Below are 17,554 nucleotides of genomic sequence, written 5' to 3' on the forward strand. Positions count from 1 at the left end.
GTTACCAGGCAGAGCCTGGTAACCCCGGGAGGATCTGCCTCCCATTTTCATGAAAGCTTGCGAGGCAGATCCTCTGGACATGGGTTCCCTGGAAGAGCCAGGGAACCCGTTACAATTAGTCCCCCTCTCCAGGGACTTTGGTTGTGTAGTAGCGAATTCTGTTCGCCTCGAATCAACCTACTTAACAGTCTTGAACGTATCCAGTTTCCCAGTAAATCGGTTGATAAACATCTGCAAAACAGTCCGCTTGCCGATATTAATATTAGAACTCACGGACATTCCAGACTGCAAACCAACCTCCACTTCATTTGCCTTGCCCTTGTTCAAAACAAACTTCTGATTTTTGAGCTTAATTTTGGTTTTGAAAGCGTAGTATTTCCGCAGTTCAGTAGGAGGCTCAGCATCGCTGCTAATCTCTTTCACTTCACCCTCAGCAGTACCAAACTCCATAGCCGGGAAAGCTTCCACATTCACTTCCACAGGCACGCATTGGTATTTCGTCAAACCCAGTTTCTCTCTGTTAACTTCCTTCTCGGGACAAACGCAACTTTTACCTTTTTCGCAGTCAATCTTTTCTCCATCTAATTGTTTGCCGTGATACGGCTCCAATTTTTCCCGCTTCTGTCTCAAAGCATCCAATACCAGAGCCACATTGCTGTTTTCCAGGTAAACAACTGCTTCCAGACCGTTTTCGTCATCCAAAACCTTGAGCAGCTTTTCAGTTTGCTGCGCTTCGTAATAAGCTTCTTCGCATCGTTGTGGGCGCGGTTCGCCCGGTTTCAGCACCGAATTAATAATGGATTGGCATATCGGATCTTTCGCCATATCCAACTTAGCATTCTCCTTCTTAGAAGGTTTCAAATCGAAGATAACGCCCGATACCGGAGCCTTCATAACTTGAGTGTCGCGGGTTTGCTGCGCTTTTTCAAGTTGAGCATTGATTTCTGATAGCTTTTTCAGGTTTTCTACCTTGAAGCGACTTAGCTGAGAATCGCTGCTGGCAATTTGTTTCTGGTTTTCAGCAATTTTGGTGTAGAGTTCTTTTGCCCAGGAATCCTTGGTGTTTTTCAACTGTTCTTCGGCGCGGCTGATGGACTCCTGAAGGCGCGCTTGCTCTCCTTGCTGGCGCTGTATTTCAGCACTAATTTTTTGGATGTCACCTTGACGCGCGTTAATTTCACCTCGACGCGTATTTATCTCACCTCGGCGCGTGTTAATTTCGCCTTTGCGGGCGTTGATTTCACCTTCGCGCTGCTTGATTTGATCTTGCTGTTTGAGAACGTCGCTTTGGCCTCTGAAAACATCTTGTTCCTGTTTTTCTTTTTGCAGTTCAGCGATCGCTCCTTGCTCTACCAGAGGGCCGAGTCTACCTAGAATGTTTTGATTCGACTTCAATACTTGTTGGGATTTCGCTAACTGTTCGTCCGCCAAATCTCTCTGAGCCAGGGCAGATTTTACTTGCTCTTGCGAAGAACTTAACTGCTGCTGGGCATAATTTAATTGGTTCTGGGCAAAACCCAGTTGTTGCTGTGCTACAGTCATTTGATCGCCTGCGGCTTTCTCAGCATCCTGAGCTTGCTTCAGTTGTTTGTCCAACTCCTGAACTTGGCCTTGGGCTGCGGCGACGCGAGACAAAAATTCCGATCGATAATTAACATAAAGCCCTTGCTGAGCAGCATCAAAATTTCCGCTCGCTCCCCGATTGAGGTACAGCTCGTCAATCAAAGCTTGCAGCACTTGATTTTGTGCCGTGAGGCTCTGTCTGTCTTTGATAGTTGATTCTAGGCTTGAAGGAATAGGGCCTTGAATTTTGCCGTTAACCACATCTTCGTAAAATTTGTTTTCCTTTTCCAGAGCCTCTTTACTTTTCTTAACAGAAGTTAAATCAGCACTGGATGCAAGGGGGTTAAAAGTGAGCAAAGGCTGGTTTTTTTCTACCCGATCGCCATTTTCAACGTGAACTCTCACCACAGCTCCTGTAGCAGGTGCTTGGATGTCTCTAGCACCATCTTTGAGTTCTAATTGGCCGATAGCGGGGACAGCTTGCTCTACGCTAGCAAAATAAGCCCAAACTACAGCCGAAGTGGTCATCAGCATGATCATCCACAAAAACAAGTGCGACCAAATCGCTGGTTTTTCGAGAATGACTGGTTGCTCAGAAAGTATTAACGATTTCATAGCCATTTGTTAGTTCTCAGTTGTTAATTGTTAGCGATCGGTTGTGAGTTGTTAGAGATCAGGTATTCGATGACTCTTGTTGTTGGAAGAGGCAGTAGTAACGCCCTTTAAGAGCCATTAATTCTTTATGAGTTCCCCGCTCGACTACAGAACCTTGATCCATCATAATAATTACATCAGCGTTTTGGATGGTAGTCAGGCGGTGAGTAATGAAAAACACCGTGCGGCCGGCGAAAGCTTCTGCTAAGTTATTGCAAACTTGGCGTTCGGAATGGTAGTCGAGGGCGCTTGTAGCTTCGTCGAGAATCAGCAGTTTCGGGTTTTGCAAAATCGTGCGGGCGATCGCCAAACGCTGCCTTTGACCCCCAGAAAGCGACGAACCCCGCTCTCCGACGATCGTATTGTACCCAGCAGGCAAGCCCATAATAAAATCGTGAGCCACCGCTAGTTTCGCAGCTCGCACAATCTCATCCGTACTCGCATCGGGATTGCTCAGAGCAATATTTTCCTGTACCGAGCAGTTAAACAGCAAAGTATCTTGCAGCACCACCCCAAGTTGGCTGCGCAGCGAGTACAGTTCCACCTTGGCAATGTCGTACCCGTCAATAAAAATCCGGCCCGACAGCGGCGGATAAAGACGCTGTAACAGCTTCATCGCCGTACTTTTCCCGGAACCGCTTCCTCCCACAATTCCCACAAAACTGCCAGCGGGAAATTCCAAATTCACATTCGCCAGTTGCAGCGGCCCGCTTTCGAGGAATCGGAAGGAAACCTCCTCATAGGTAACCTGCCCTTGAATTGCTGGCAGCGGGATATTGCTGCGGTCTTCATCGCTGGTTTCCGTCGGCGTATCGACCACATCCTTAAGCATATCGATCGACATCGATACTTCTTGGAAACTCTGCCAAACGCTCACAAAACGCAGCAGCGAACCAGTCACGTTCCCGGAAATAATTCGGAAAGCAATCAACTGACCCAAAGTAATCTCATTTCCCAGTACCAAATAAGCTCCCACCCACAACTGAGCTAAGTTACCCACCTGGTTTAAAAAGCTGCTAATCGTACCCGCCGCAGTCCCAGTGATAATTGTTTTAAAACTGGCTGTAATGTATTTTGCGTAGCGGCTAGACCATTCCCAGCGGGATTTCAATTCAATATTTTGAGCCTTAACAGTTTGAATCCCGCTGACTACTTCCACCAGATAAGATTGAGAGTCAGCAAAACGCATATTTCTCTGTTTGATCAGGCGCAGCACCAGCGGATTGATAAGAACAATCATCAGCCCCAGTATCGGTACCACTGCCAAAGATACAAACGTTAGCTGCACGCTGTAGGAGAGCATCACGGCGACGTAAACCACCGAAAATACCGCATCGAGAACCACTGTCAGAGCTGTACTCGTCATGAATTCCCGAATCTGGCCCATCATGCTGAATTTGTAAACCAGATCTCCCACGCGCCGGTTGTCAAAGTAATTTTGGGGCAGCCGGAGCAAGTGGTCGATTACCTCCGCACTCAATTTGACATCGATGCGGTTTGAGGTATCTATAAACAAAAAGGTACGCAAACCGTTGAGCAGTCCTTCAAACAGGGCAACACCTAACAGAAATGCGCCCAAAATATCCAAGGTATCTATGCTGCGCTGACCTAAGACTTTATCAATAATTACTTGGCTGATTAATGGGTTGGCAAGACCAAATAACTGTACAAAAAACGAAGCGAGCAACACCTCAAAAAACACTGTCTTGTGTTCCATGAGAGCAGGCACAAACCACCAGAAGCTGAACTGCTCTTTTTGTTCGACTTGCGGAGCTTGCAGCAGCAAGACTTCTCCTGATTCTCCCCAGATTTCTTTAAACTGAGGTATCCGCTTCCGCATCAGCCCCTGTTCGGGCGTGGCGAGCACCAATTCTTGCTCGGTGATGCTGTAAATAATGGCAAAGCTATCTTGCCATTTAATCATTACCGGGGCTTTGATGCGATTGATGGCTTCTGCTGGCACTTGCGCCAATTGAGGCGTGAGGCCGATGCTTTGGGCGATCGCCCCGCAGGCTTGCATACTGATAGAACCAGCAGTTTTTAACTGATTTTCTAGAACTTTGCGGATGATATCTCGACGAAATTTGAGGCCGAAATACTTGCTCAACATCTGGAAGCAAGCTAGCGGGCTGTCAATCTGCCCTTTGGCGCGGAAAACTGGGTATCTCGCGGCATCCTTGGGTTGGTCGGTTTTGGGTTCTGGGGGACGGTCTGGGCCGGGTAGAACCTCGATGAATTTTCCGCCGGGCGGCTTCTGCCCCAAGCCTGCTGTCTCTGTCGTGCCATTTAATGGGTCTGTTTCGGGTTGGGGTTCTGGAGGTTCCCGGAAGCCGACTAAGCGGGCGCCGAGGCGGCCTTCTATTTTTAAGGATTTGGCTGCGTTTTCCACAGAGAAGCGGCTGCCGGTGGGAAAGTCGCCCAAGACGCCGCTGCTGACGAGCCAAATTCGATCGGCATCTAGCTCTTTGGCGATGTCTTGAGTTTTTTTGTTGCCGTTTGGCACGTTGACAACTGTCGCATCTTGCCAAGCTTGCAGGGTGAGTTCCTTGAGATTGGAAGTGCCGTCGGCTTGGCGCTGCAACTCCAGGCTCAACAGTTCAAATACTTCGCTCAAGGAACAGTGTTCGCGAAAAGCTTCTCCAAATGTCGGCTGTTTTTCCAGTACGCTCAGGAAATCTTCGGCAGGTAGGACGATCGCAATCACATCTGTAGAAGCGATGGCGGTTTCGCAGGGAACTCCCCTGAGCAAGCCAGCCCAGCCGAGAATTTCCTGCGACTGCACCAACCGCAAACTTACGTGACGCTGCGAGCGCTGGTCAAAGCCCAGCAGCCGGGCCTGGCCTTGATAGATAATTGCCACCTGAGTCGGCATTTTTTCCCGTTCAAACAGCGGTTGCCCCGTCCGGTAGCCGAGGAGTTGGCATTTAGCCACTAAGGCTGACAGAGCCGTCTCAGAGAGTCGGTCAAAGGGAGGTGTTTTAGCTAGGAAATCCTGAATCTGGGAGAGGGAAACAGCGGAAGAAGTCATCCGATTTTAGATTTTAGATTTTAGATTTTAGATTTGAATCCACAGATGAATCCGGAGGCTTTTTGTCAAGATGCTACGCTTTTTAAAGTCTCCACGGGTAAATCCGGGGGCCCCAGAGCAAAATTGCTTTCGGTCATGATATTGAAGACACGGAAGAGAGGGGCTGTAGCGGGCCTATTTGCGATATCTGTTCGGCGAGCCAGCTTTCAAAGAGTTCATTAATCAAGTGCAGCCGCATCGATTCATCGAGCTGGGCCGGCATGAACTTTTCTAGTCGAATAATTACCATCCATTCTGCCAGAGGACGCGGCGTCCAGAGTTGATTTGGCTGGCTGACGGACAAAAGTTTGCTGATTGCCGGGTGGGGCTGGCTGAGGGGTACAGGGCCCAACAAGCCGCCGGATTTGGACTCGGGCCCTTCGGAAAAGTCGCGGGCCACTTCGGCAAAGGTTTGTTCCCCTTCGAGGATGCGAAAGTAAAGTTCGTTTGCCAGTGCTGGATTTTTGGTGCGCACCAGGGAATAGACTACGTGGTCTAGGCTGGCTTTGCGGGTTAAAAAATAATTATCTACTTTAGGTCTCCAAGTGGCTTGCTTAAATTTTTCGATCAGCAAGGGCCTAACGGCCATCTCTTGAAGTTCTTCTTCCGTCATGTTTTGGCTGCGCAGCCAAGCTTCTTTGGCTTCGGGGGCGGTCAATTGGTGTTGTGCCAGAAAGTTCTCGACGGCGGATTGGCGTTCTTCGTCGCTGCAACTAAAGGATGCGATCGCTTGGTCTACTATTACACCCCGCAAGAATTGCGGCATTAACTGGTACCGCTTCAGGAGCGATGGCATATCCTGAGCTTGCAGTAATTTATCGCCTATTTGAAAAAGTCCTGTCATTTTTTTATCTCCAACTGACTTGCGCTTCCCCTTTTAATTTAGCTGTGGCAGGAAAAGAGCGACAACCACTAACCCCTCGATTCCCCGATGATAGCAGACCGTCAGCGGGCTAGCGCTATTGCTGTCTATTTCTTGACGCTCTGCCTAGCGAGGGGTTCCCCGCGTGTCTCACAATGGTAGTGGAATAAGGCGAGAGTGGGATCGGGCGAGAGTGGAAAAATCTTTCTTCTGCCATCTTCCTTCTTATCTCAACATCCATCCGTTAAATCCGTTAAAACCCGTATACTGCTTCGTCGCCGAACTTCCTTCTTCCCTCACTCTCGGAATAGTCTTTCAAACAGTGTTCCGAGTTGGGTCGAGCAAGCGCGACTGTCGAGATATTTGGGGTTTGCCGCCATTTTTTGCTGGATTCGATCGCGGTAGTGCCGGCGCAGTTCTGGGTTGTTTCCCAATGCTGTACTCAGCTCTAAATAAGAGTTCTCGCTGTTTGCTACCAGTTCCGGAAGTAGCAGTTCTTCGAGCACTGCGGCTGATTGTCGCGATCGAGTTGTTTGCCCTTTTCTTACCACTACAGGCAACCCTGCCAACAGCGGTTCTGCTAAGGAGCAGGCACTGCTGTATGGATAGGAGTCTAAATATATATCAGCTAATTCCAGACATTTTATGCAATCTGCGCGAGATGGCAGCGCTTTAATCACAACTAAGCGCTTTTTGTCAATCCCAAATTCCGCAAAGAGCGATCGAATTTGTTTGTAAAAAAGTAGCGTCGGATAGTTTTCATTGCGGGAACGAAAGGGATACAAAACTAAAAGAGAATTCGGTACGGCAGCAATAATTTTTGCCCAAGTTTTTCTCAATTCTGGGATAATTGTAAAAGCTTGAGCGCCGGACATGAACACTACAGATTCGTCGGTGGCTCCCCAACTCCTGCGAGTCGGTTCAACGGTCGCAGGTGCTGATGCTACAGTATAGCTTAAACAAACTCCCGAGCCTTTTAAAGTAATTAATTTTTCGCGATACTCTGCAGCAGCACCTGCGGGCAGTGTCAAATCTCCGGCAATGAAATAATCAATATTTTGGGCGCCGGTAGTGGCGGGGGTTGATGCACCGGTAGCTATTTGCACTCGCGCTAGCCGGTGCAGGCACAGCAGGGCGCTTGGTTGGGCAGTGTCGGTAGTATTGGTGCAGATTAGCAGAATATCTAAATCGTGCGATCGAATTTCTCGGACTTGATTTGGCAAATCTTCTGACAGTTGCACCAGTTTGTCGGCGCAATTTTCACAATATTTCCCCAGTTGCTCGTCTTGTACCTGGGAATGGTACACGATAATTTCAAATTTGCTTCTGTCTAAATATTCAAAACTCGCAATTGCAGCACGATTCTCGGATTTATCATTAATTTTATCTAGTAAAAAACCTACTCTAATTTTAGTTGTTTCAAATTTTATATTAGCAGGATTCCAGTCTATTTGACAGCCGATATTTTTCAAATGATATTCCAAAATATCAGCTCGCTGGGTCAATATATCGAACAAATTTGCCTCGCTCAAGTACAAAGCTTTGAAGCTAACATTTTGCGTCATAAATGCCGCTAAATAACGCCAAACTTCCGCATCGGGAAAACTGGCGATATTAGCAGCGACGTACTTGATTAGCTGCTGGAAATATTCAGAGTACCTTTCAACTTCCCACTTTTCTTGCAAATAACTGGGAGACTGAAATAAAAATGTCAGAAAATCGTCAAAAAACCACTGAGGAATCGCTGCATTTTTATACTCTAGCGGCAACTGATAAGCGTCGCAGTACAGCATCGCTGCAAGGGGATATTGAATCTTCTCGGCAATTTCCCCTCCTTCAGCAAGTTTCGAGGATAACTGCTGGACAAAGCTTTGTTCTGACTCAGTTAAAGTTTCATTTTTGAGACCGCTATCTAGTAGCAACTTATGAGCTTGCCCCGCTTCTTGCGAGTAAGCACTTTCCAATTTTTCCGCTGGCAAATTCAGCCAATTTCTAGCTATCTGTTGGCGGTATTGCCGCAGTTGCACGAGAATAGACTGGTTTGATGGCGATTTTTTGTACTGCTCAACCAGTGCTGACAAGTCAGATATACGAGGCTGGGTTCTTAATGCCAATTTGTGGCGAATTGTCTGTTTGATGTGTTTATTCAGGAAACTGTAATCAGGACTATTTAGTAGTTTATTGTAAAATCTGACTACATCCTTATGATTTTCCCCAGCAGCAAAGTTTTTCCAAGTTTGTTGTTCGGGATGAATCCGCAGTGACGACAGTTTTTCGTCTACAAATCCGATGTGATAATTCCCCATAATCCGCCACCACATATCTAAGTCTACATACTGAGATAATCCCGAATCAAATAATCCTATTTCGGTAAAGACTCTGGCGGCAATTAAGACGGTACTCGGTTCGCCAATTTTGTTGATGGGGTTGCTCAAGCAGTTAGTATCTGCCAGTAATTCTTTTCCTGGCTGAATAGATTTTAAATTCGACCAACTTTTGTGCAAATCTTTAATTGATTGGGAAGCTCTCCGCAAAATCTGGTTAGATTCATCTTCAGCTATGGTGATGCCGCGTGGGGAGAAAACCATACCTATTTCTGGGTTCAGTTGGGCGACTGCGACCATTTTTTCAATACATTCTGGTGCTAGCAAGTCGTCTTGAAAGAGAAATTTAATGTATTGACCTTTTGCTTGGGATATGCAAAAGTTCCAGTTTTGTGATAAGCCGTAGTTGCGGTGCAGTACGATGCGGAAATCGACTGAGGTTTGTAATTGGAATGATTGGGCGATCGCAATTGTTTCGTCTGTGGAGCCGTCGTCGGATATAATCAGTTCTATGTTAGGGTAGGTTTGGGCCAAAGCACTTTTGATTGCTTCCCCAATAAATGCTTCTCCGTTGTATGTCGGAATGCAAATGCTAACCTTCGGCTGCTCGTTTGGCAGTTCTCCTTTTGATTGACTTTGTTGCTGAGATGGCGACAAGTTAGCCCTAATTTTTGTCGAGTTCGCTTTCGCTGTTCCTGACAGAGGTATGCTTTGAAAATTATCGGTAATCTCGGCAATATATTCGAGACGTTTTCTAATTTTATTACCTGTAACTTGCGGGTTGAGTAAAGTCTTAATTTCCTCAGCAGCTATCGCTCCAATTTGTTTAGCTTCCCGGTAATTGTTGAAGACGTACCGCATTAAATCAGCAGCGTGTTCTACATCCGCTTCAGCCCAAACATTGCCTTTTTTGTAAGGCCCGCAATCTTTCTCAATTGGGATTAACTTATACTTGACTAAATAGCTGTTGCCGACATTCATAAATTCTGTATTTGATGAATAGCCGGTGGCAATTACGGGTTTGCCGTAAAACATGGCTTCAGCCATTGTTAAGCCAAATCCTTCGCAGCGGTGCAGGGATAGATAACAGTCGCAATTGTACAGCAAACCGTTTATTTCATCTTTGGACAAATACCCGTCTAGATGTTTGATATTTGAAGAATTTTCTAGGGCAGAGTTTAACAATTTTTGCTGCTCAAGATTTTTGTCAGAGTTGGAAGATTTGAGAATTAACAATAAGCGGTCATCTTCGCCAAAAGCTTGTTTAAATGCTTGAATAGCAGCTAAAGGATTTTTGCGCTCGATGCGGCTGGAAAAGTCGAACACAAACAAGAAAATAAATTTATCTTTAGGTAAATTCAGTGCTTCTCTGCTAAGGGAAGGTGCGGGGAGAGCAATACTGGGCATGATTTTGATAACGGGAATTGGCGAGATTGCGGAAATTGCCTCGGCGCAATAGTTGCTATAAGTCCATATTTCGTGAAAGTGATTAAAGGCTGGCTGCCATTCAGGGGGAAATGCGGGAAGTTCCCAGGCCCAAAAGCCGATATTGTATTTGTTTTCAAAATAGCTGGAATCTGTATGTTTGATAAATGTTGCAACTTCATCTGCGTTGACTTGAATTAAGTTTACGTGATGGGGATTGTCTTGGCTAAAGTTTTGATAGGTGGTGTCTTGTTTGCGGTGGGGACTGCGGGTAAAATTGTTAATATTGAAAGGAATGTTGGCGGCTTCTGTGGCTCTGATGTTGGCTCGGACACCTTCTCCTATGCCAAATTCGCCGCTGATGTAGCCGGCGATGTTAATTCCTAGATTGTGGTTCATAGTTTATAATGTATTTAGCAAATTGTTGTGTAGATTTTAGAAGAAAAAGCAGAATTAATGGAGTTCATAAATTGCCCTAAAGGAGGGTAAAAGTTGAGAATAACTTATAATTTTGCTCAATATTTGCTAAGATATAACAATCCTTGCAGGATGGGCGAACAAGATTAAATGAACTGCAAAGGGCGCCGAGAACGCAGAGGAAGAGAAGAGAGGGAAGAGAAAGAGTTGGCAACAGAAAATTTGGTGCTTGACAAATGTGCCGATCGCTATTGTATACTGGCATCGCAATGCTAACCTTCGGCTGGTCGTCTGTTGGCATGGGTTGCTCGGTTTTATTTTACGATAAACTAATCAGGAATTTTAGAGAAAGTGATCGATCGCGCCAACCACGACCTGTTGAAGCTGCTACCGCCGGATGCTAAAGTCATTGTTGAAATTGGCTGCGGTACGGGCTCGACAGGCGAACAGTACAAGCTGATCAATCCCCATTGTCAGTATATTGGCATTGAATGCGATCGAGAAAAAGCTAAAATTGCGGTCGATCGGCTAAACTGGGTGACGGTAGCCAATATTGAAGAAATTTCCATCGAAAGTCTCGACATCGCTCCAGGAACCGTCGATTGTTTGCTTTTTGGCGACTTGCTACCCTACCTCAAAAATCCCTGGGATATCCTCAAGCAGTACAGTGCTTTGCTGAATCCAGAGGGGCAAATTCTCGCTAGAATCCCCAATGTTCAATACTGGCGGCGAATTGTCAATCTGCTGCGGGGACATTGGGAAAATGCCGACAGCAAGATGCAGCACTGGTTTACTCTAGAAAGTATTAAATCACTATTTGCTCAAGCAGGATTGCAGGTTTATGAATTTCAAGGAAAGGGACACAAAACCGAAAATTTTGTCCGCTTTCAGGAATTGCTGCATCCAATGGTAAAGGCTTTAGAGCTCACATCGAGCAGTTTTGCTACTGAAACCGGTGCTGAATATTATATCGTGCGATCGACAAAATCGACCGTACCTGCGCGCAGACTGCTGATTCAGACTATCATTATGGCTCCTACAGGGTGCGATCGCGTGCGAGTTTTGGAACCGGACAAATTTAGCGCCACAATTCCCGGCGTCCGCACCGTATCCGGCGTGAAAGCAGCAGAATTAATTCCGCCACTGTCGGGAGAAGAAAAAGTCTTCATCTGGCAGCGGACAATCATGCAATATCCCGGCTATATTCCCCAACTCAAAGAACTGCTGCAACAAGACTATTTAATAGTAGCTGAAATTGACGATAATCCCGTCCGCCGCCGCGAATACGCCGACAATAATTACCTCAGCTATCGTGGCTGTCACTGCGTTCAAACTTCTACAGAACCCCTAGCAAAAATTTTGCGGCACTACAATCCCAATGTGGCCGTATTTCCCAATCAATTAGCTTATCTACCTGCGCCGCGAATTTATCCGGCAGAAGATACAGTCACAATTTTTTTTGGTGCGCTCAACCGCGAAAAAGATTGGCAGCCGGTTATGCCAGCGCTAAATCGAGTTTTAGTCGCACACAAACACCAGATTCGAGTTAAAGTAATCCACGATCGCAGATTTTTTGAAGCCTTAAAAATACAACAAAAAGAATTTGAACCATTTTGCAGTTACGAACGGTATCAAGAAATTATGTACAGTTGCGATATCGCTTTGTTGCCGCTCGTTTCCAACCCGGTTAACGAAATGAAATCCGACTTAAAATTTATTGAATGTGCAGCGCGGGGAGTAGCGGTGCTGGCAAGTCCCACCGTGTACGAACATTCGATTGTCGAAGGTGAAACTGGATTGATTTATAAATATGAAAAAGAGTTTGAAACCAAACTAAACTCGCTGATTTCTGACACTTCTATGCGTCGTAAAATAGCCGCGAATGCTTACGAATGGGTGCGCGACAACCGCTTGCTTTGCGGGCACTACCGGCAGCGGCGAGATTGGTACTTGCAAATGCGGGACGAGTTGCCGCGTTTAAATGCTGAGTTGCGCGATCGCCTGCCGGAGTTATTTGGTGGCTAAATGCGGTAAGATTTATAGGGTTATTGTGCGATCGTTCTGTTTAATTGTTTAATTGTTTAATTTTTAATTGTTACTCCACACCAATGCGAATTCTATTCACTATTGCTCACTTTTACAATCCCAGCGGCGACGGGAAACACGCTTCCCAGCGAAATGATCCGCAACCGCGACTAAATGCTTTAACCGCTTCCGTGACATCGCTGCAAGCTTTGTACGGCAAATCTCAGTCGATGATTGACATTCGCGAATGTGCAACTATTCCAGCCAATCAATCTCAACAGCACGAAATAGACATTGTTATTTGCACTACTCAAGGCTATCATCTGTTGCCTCAACTGCCAGTGCAACCCAGATGTTTTATGCACCACCCTACAAAATGCGAACCGCTGCTGTTGGGGTTTGAATGTCAAGCAGTTTTGCGAGCGTGTCTCGACAAATACGATTATTTTTGTTATTTAGAAGATGATTTAGTTCTGCACGATCCGTGGTTTTTTAGTAAATTAAATTGGTTTACACATCACGGGGGAAATGGGAATTTGCTGCAACCTAATCGCTATGAAATATCGCCTCAAGGGGCGGTTTTTAAAGCATATGTTGATGGTGATTTAGCGGAAACAGCTACTGCTAAGTTTCAAAATGTGGAGGAGCAGCGGCAGTTAATGGGAAAAATTATGGAACAAGCAATCGCTTTTGAGCGGGCTTTGAATCCTCATTCCGGCTGCTATTTTTTGAATGCGGAACAGATGGCATACTGGGCTAAGCAGTCTCATTTTTTGGACAGGGATACTAGCTTTATCGGCCCGCTGGAAAGTGCGGCGACTTTAGGAATTATGCGGACTTTTAGAGTTTATAAGTCCACTCCTGCTTATGCTAATTTTTTGGAAATTCAACATTTTGGAGCGAGTTTTCTGAAGTTAATTGGTAATAAGGTAAGGGTGCCGGAAGCAGGATGAGTTAAGATATTCAGGTAAGCTGCAATACTTGAGAGGTAGCATGAACCAGGCATGGGATTGAATACAGAGCAAGTGGCAGAAGCGCTGGTTTTATCCGTAGAGGAAGTTAGTCAGCATTCACAAGCTTGATGTCGCTTTTGATTAAGAGACTATTGACTTGTAGGGTACATCTCACATCTTGCACCATTCTCATGAACAGGCAAGATATTCTCATGAACAGACAAGATGCCTGTGAAGCGAAGAATGAGTTTTCTTGTGGGGTGGGCAGCAGATCCCACCCGTAAGTCCTACTATTTTACAGAAGTCAAAACATCGCCGATTTTAACTGTGCCGCTGTTGATAATTTTGGCTAAAACTCCAGTTTGTGCGTGACCGAATTCCTTTTGCAGTAAACTGAGTAGGGAAATATCCCGATCGCCCGTTTCTGGATTCACTTCTATATTGACACAGCGACCGATTCGTGCTTTAACTTCTATGCGCGCCGTGCCTAATTGAAACTGTTTTCCGATCAACTCAAATTCTGACCAAGCTGCCATACCTTCTAGCACAATGTTCGGGCGAAATCGGCCCACGTCAATGTTTTGAAGAGCAATTTCTGTTAATTGGTCTAATGTGGCTTGACTGAGTAAAGAAATGTGTACGGGTTCTCGATCGGGATAACGAGTTTCGCCGCTGCTGTCGCCGACTAATTGCAAAGGTGCAAACTGCGGGTGTCTCGCTTCTTTTGTGGGTTCAATTGCGGCCAAATATTCTGTGAAAAAACTGCCGATGCGATCGCGCCCCGCTGCTGTGTTTGTTTCTGCGGATAACACTGCAACTCCTTCACGCTGGACTGTTAAAACGGCCGTTTCCGGTTGATAATGACATTCTAAAGCTGCTAACAGAGGCCAATCATTTTGGACGGCAAAATGTTTTTTGCTCATCCAAGGGACATTTTGGGCGGGCATCTTTGCAGCTTCAATATTATCTGCAAACATGAGGGCAAAAGCTCGATCGCCCTTAATTCCGTGTCCGGCTGTTAAAGCAAACTCCGACATTTCTTGCGGTGTCAGCCCTTTAATTGGATAAGTGAATAACTGTTTTATGGTCGCTAATGTCATAAAATTTTCCGAAGTTACTACAATTTTAACTCTCACTCTTTTCCCCCCTTATTAAGAAGAGCTAGGGCGGTCGAAGCTAATTCAAAAACCTTAATAAAATTGCTATAAAAACCTGATTAAGCTAGCAATTCATAGCGGCGGATATCTGGAGGCCCAACGGCCAAACCGTCTAATTTCTGCACGGCGTCTTGAATGTGAGTTGAACCGAGATGTAGTTCGAGCAAATCTGCACTTTCCCACTCTTCAACAAACGTAAAATCTGTGGGATCGGCTTGATTTTGCAAGAGTTCGTATGTGATGCAGCCTTTTTCTTTGCGAGTTGGCTCCATAATGCTCAGCAGCAGAGATTTAAGTTCTGCTACTTTGTCGGGAAAGGCAGCGAGGCGGGCGACTACTCGCAAGGTTGTTTTGGACATATAGGAGAAAAAAGAAACAGATATGACAATCGAATTTACCGCTTGCTATGAGGCAAACTTAACAAAACACAATTTTACTTAAAATAACCTAAAGAGGTCGATCGGTCAATCGATTTTAGATTTTAGATTTGAGATTTTAGATTAAAGAATTGAAGCATTGACCCCACGGATAAATTCGGGGGTTGCTTTATCGGATACAGGCTTTTTATTTCTGGACGGATGAATCCGGGGGCTTGTATCCTGGATGCTTTCGGTCAACGGTACTAAAATCAGTCAAGCAGGCGCTCAAGTCTCAGAAACTCGGTTTCTTGCCAAATTTTTCGTTACTAACCGCAGAGCGTGGTATAAACCGGGTTTCTCGATCTATTTTGGCAAATACCGGAGGAACTCAATCTTTGGGATAAAATCGCTTGTTTTCTGTAGAATATTCCCAGGCGAGATCCTCCGGGTCTTTTTCGCGGCTCCACTGAGCAAACTCCGGCTTAACTTTCCACTTGCCGATCGTAGTTGCGTGAACTTTGAACCGGCGGGAGAGTTCCGTCTGGGTAAAAGAGATTTTGGGCTTTTCAGGAGTCTTGGTTTGAGCAATCGGGAATAAATTTGGTTTTTTCTCTTGTGCTTTTTCCCGATTTGTGGGAGGCTCTTGAACAGCTATTGCTGCATTAGGTGTTTCGCTTTGATTGACAGGTGGAGCTATTTGAAAATAATACAAAATGCCCCCTTGTTCCGTCACTTCAAACTCCGCTGCAAACTCAGAGGCCCGTTCGTCGAGATACTCTTGAACCTTTTCTCCGGGGAGTTTCGCATTCATCGCCAAATCCAAAGCCGTAACTCGCCCTTGATTTTCCTTGATCAACTTGTAGAAAACCGAGTCTAAATGAGCGAGTTTGTGTTTTTGCTGCTGCTGGTAGAGCTTGTAAGCCCAAGCAATGCCCGCTGTGGTGGCGATCGCCCAAAACATCCCTCCCGACTCGAAACTGGCAACCGCCGTCAAGGAAATAGGCAAAAGCAGGGTAAGATATCCCCAAATGCTGCCCTTCTTTAGGTTATTGCTGTTTTTGACCATAATTCCTAAACAGGTACGTAGTTTAGCTTAGTAGAGCGTGTCTGAATGCCGCGAAAGTTTTTCGACAGTCGATATATCGATCGGCCCGCTGACACACCCAAAAACGGATACTGTGCCGCGTACACTCGCCTTGTGGACAATCCCTAATTTTAGACCAAAGTTCCAGCTCCTTTGATTCAATGTCGCAAGTAAATCGAAAATCGAAAATCGAAAATCGAAAATCGAGTGACGCACTCTACGACAAAATCCCAGAATCTACTTTTTTTTGCAACCGAGGGTTCATGTACTTTTTTCGCAAACAGATTGCCATCCTGCTGATAGTTGTTGCTTGCTGTACGCTGACGATTAGTTGCAGCGATAGCCGAGCTGTCCAGTGTACTAAATTTACTGAAATTGTCAACAAAGGCAACGCTCTCATTGATGTTGATAAAGACAGCAACGATCCTGCAACGACCGACCACTTAGCTAAAAATTTGAACCTGATCGCGAAAGAACTTGAGAATCTGCGAATAACAAATCCAACCCTCAAAGAAATTCAGGAGCCATCGGTTAAATCCTTCCAGGAAATTAGTCAAGCACTCGGCGACATCAGCAAAAGTCTTCAGGCTGGAAATCTGGCTTCTACAAGTATAGAAGGTCGAGAGCAAATCCAAACAGCTCGAGCAGATATTATTAGAGCCGGACAGCAGGCGAATCAAGCAGCCGCAAATCAAGACGCTTTGACTAGCAAACTGATTAATTATTGTAAGAGCAGTTCCTAAAGACTAATAGTTTTGAGTTTCGAGATTGCCGCGCGAGCCGCGAACAAGGCTATGCCGTGCATGAGTTTTGGAAGGCGTCGCCTTCACCGGGCATCTACTAATTCCCAATTACCTATCCCCAATTACCCATCCCCAATTATCCATCCCCAATTTTAGTGATGAATTTCTAGATTCAAAATATAGCGACCGAGTTGCACTTTCTCCGACCACAACTCATATTCTAACCGCAGGTGTTCCGGTTCTGGCGTTCCTGTCAGCGTCAAGTTGCGAGTGAAGTTGCGGAGTCGCAACTGTTCGGGAGTCGCCAGCGATTCGCCCTGAAGCCAATAACGGCTCAGGCCGTACATTCCTCGTTCCCAGCAGTGGCGGTAACTGTATTTGCCGTTTCCTTGCATGGTCATAATGACTCGATAGGGTGAAACTTCTAGCCAGAGCAACCGGGGTTTTGTAGTTGGGGGTAAGATTGTAACTTGCTCGGCAGATGCGTCGGAGTCGTCGGAAAATTGGCGATCGATTATGGCTGGTTCGTGCAACAACAAGTGAAAGCGATCGCGGTCTTTTTGATAAAGCGTACCAGCGGTTTCAACGACTGACCACAAAGGTAAATCTGTGGATACGAGCGATAAACTTACAGGCTTGCGGTGATGCGTCAGCATAAACAAAAGTGTAGGGGTTGTTGTGGATCGGGCGGTTTGAGATTTGAGATTTGAGACTTTAGATTTTAGATTGGCTGGGTTCCAAATTCCGGAGCTTTTGCTTAAAAGAATGAAAAATCTACAACTCGGAATCGAAAATCTAAAATTGTTTAGTCAAATTTCAATCATCTGGTCGATAACTCAGAGCAGAACATGAAATCTGGGCAGATACACGGATAGTATTTGTCAGGATCGCCTATAGAGGCTAGAAACCCGGTTTCTACGA

Annotated in this window: 12 protein-coding genes; 4 read left to right on the plus strand and 8 right to left on the minus strand. The window is 45.8% G+C overall.

Annotated features, from left to right (window positions below; all coding sequences use genetic code 11):
* Nucleotides 1-177 precede the first annotated feature (177 nt).
* The 4 genes from QUA54_RS00895 to QUA54_RS00910 form a co-directional block, all read right to left on the minus strand.
* Entirely contained in the window at nt 178-2,178 is a 2,001-nt protein-coding gene (locus QUA54_RS00895; protein WP_333412538.1) for a chromosome partitioning protein ParA, read from the minus strand.
* A gap of 58 nt (nt 2,179-2,236) precedes the next feature.
* On the minus strand, nt 2,237-5,245 hold the full coding sequence (locus QUA54_RS00900; protein WP_333412539.1) for a peptidase domain-containing ABC transporter: 3,009 nt from the start codon (nt 5,243-5,245) through the stop codon (nt 2,237-2,239).
* A 133-nt stretch (nt 5,246-5,378) separates the two neighbouring features.
* Nucleotides 5,379-6,128 carry a peptidylprolyl isomerase gene (locus tag QUA54_RS00905; protein WP_333186091.1) on the minus strand — a complete coding sequence of 250 codons (750 nt, stop codon included), beginning with the start codon at nt 6,126-6,128 and terminating at the stop codon, nt 5,379-5,381.
* 314 nt (nt 6,129-6,442) lie between these two features.
* Nucleotides 6,443-10,294 (minus strand): glycosyltransferase, encoded by a 3,852-nt coding sequence (locus QUA54_RS00910; RefSeq protein WP_333412541.1) that lies wholly within the window; start codon nt 10,292-10,294, stop codon nt 6,443-6,445.
* 168 nt (nt 10,295-10,462) lie between these two features.
* Between QUA54_RS00910 and QUA54_RS00915 the strand changes: the two genes are divergently transcribed.
* From QUA54_RS00915 to QUA54_RS00925, 3 genes are all read left to right on the plus strand, one after another.
* The gene (locus QUA54_RS00915) at nt 10,463-10,588 is read left to right on the plus strand and encodes a hypothetical protein (protein ID WP_333412544.1); all 126 of its coding nucleotides are present in this window, start codon (nt 10,463-10,465) and stop codon (nt 10,586-10,588) included.
* Nucleotides 10,589-10,663: 75 nt separating this feature from the next.
* Nucleotides 10,664-12,337: a methyltransferase domain-containing protein gene (locus QUA54_RS00920; RefSeq protein WP_333412546.1), complete on the plus strand. Its 1,674-nt coding sequence runs from the start codon at nt 10,664-10,666 to the stop codon at nt 12,335-12,337.
* An 83-nt stretch (nt 12,338-12,420) separates the two neighbouring features.
* Nucleotides 12,421-13,290, plus strand: coding sequence for a calcium-binding protein (locus QUA54_RS00925; protein WP_333412548.1), 870 nt, complete (start codon nt 12,421-12,423; stop codon nt 13,288-13,290).
* A gap of 290 nt (nt 13,291-13,580) precedes the next feature.
* Here QUA54_RS00925 and QUA54_RS00930 read toward each other — a convergent pair whose 3' ends face one another.
* The 3 genes from QUA54_RS00930 to QUA54_RS00940 all read right to left on the minus strand — a co-directional run bounded on the left by QUA54_RS00930 (nt 13,581) and on the right by QUA54_RS00940 (nt 15,872).
* The gene (locus tag QUA54_RS00930) at nt 13,581-14,390 is read right to left on the minus strand and encodes an MOSC domain-containing protein (protein WP_333412550.1); all 810 of its coding nucleotides are present in this window, start codon (nt 14,388-14,390) and stop codon (nt 13,581-13,583) included.
* Nucleotides 14,391-14,506: 116 nt separating this feature from the next.
* Nucleotides 14,507-14,806 (minus strand): putative quinol monooxygenase, encoded by a 300-nt coding sequence (locus tag QUA54_RS00935; RefSeq protein ID WP_333412552.1) that lies wholly within the window; start codon nt 14,804-14,806, stop codon nt 14,507-14,509.
* Between the two features lie 388 nt (nt 14,807-15,194).
* On the minus strand, nt 15,195-15,872 hold the full coding sequence (locus QUA54_RS00940) for a hypothetical protein (protein ID WP_333412554.1): 678 nt from the start codon (nt 15,870-15,872) through the stop codon (nt 15,195-15,197).
* A gap of 281 nt (nt 15,873-16,153) precedes the next feature.
* Here QUA54_RS00940 and QUA54_RS00945 point away from each other — a divergent pair, with 281 nt between their 5' ends.
* Nucleotides 16,154-16,633, plus strand: a complete 480-nt coding sequence (locus QUA54_RS00945) for a hypothetical protein (RefSeq protein ID WP_333412556.1) — start codon at nt 16,154-16,156, stop codon at nt 16,631-16,633.
* Nucleotides 16,634-16,785: 152 nt separating this feature from the next.
* Here the strand turns inward: QUA54_RS00945 and QUA54_RS00950 are convergent, their stop codons facing one another.
* Complete coding sequence (locus QUA54_RS00950; protein WP_172186420.1) at nt 16,786-17,289, minus strand: hypothetical protein; 504 nt, start codon at nt 17,287-17,289, stop codon at nt 16,786-16,788.
* Between the last annotated feature and the right edge of the window lie 265 nt (nt 17,290-17,554).

Origin of the sequence: Microcoleus sp. MOSTC5 (assembly GCF_036701825.1) — a bacterium.
In the GTDB taxonomy this organism is placed as follows: domain Bacteria; phylum Cyanobacteriota; class Cyanobacteriia; order Cyanobacteriales; family Microcoleaceae; genus Microcoleus; species Microcoleus asticus.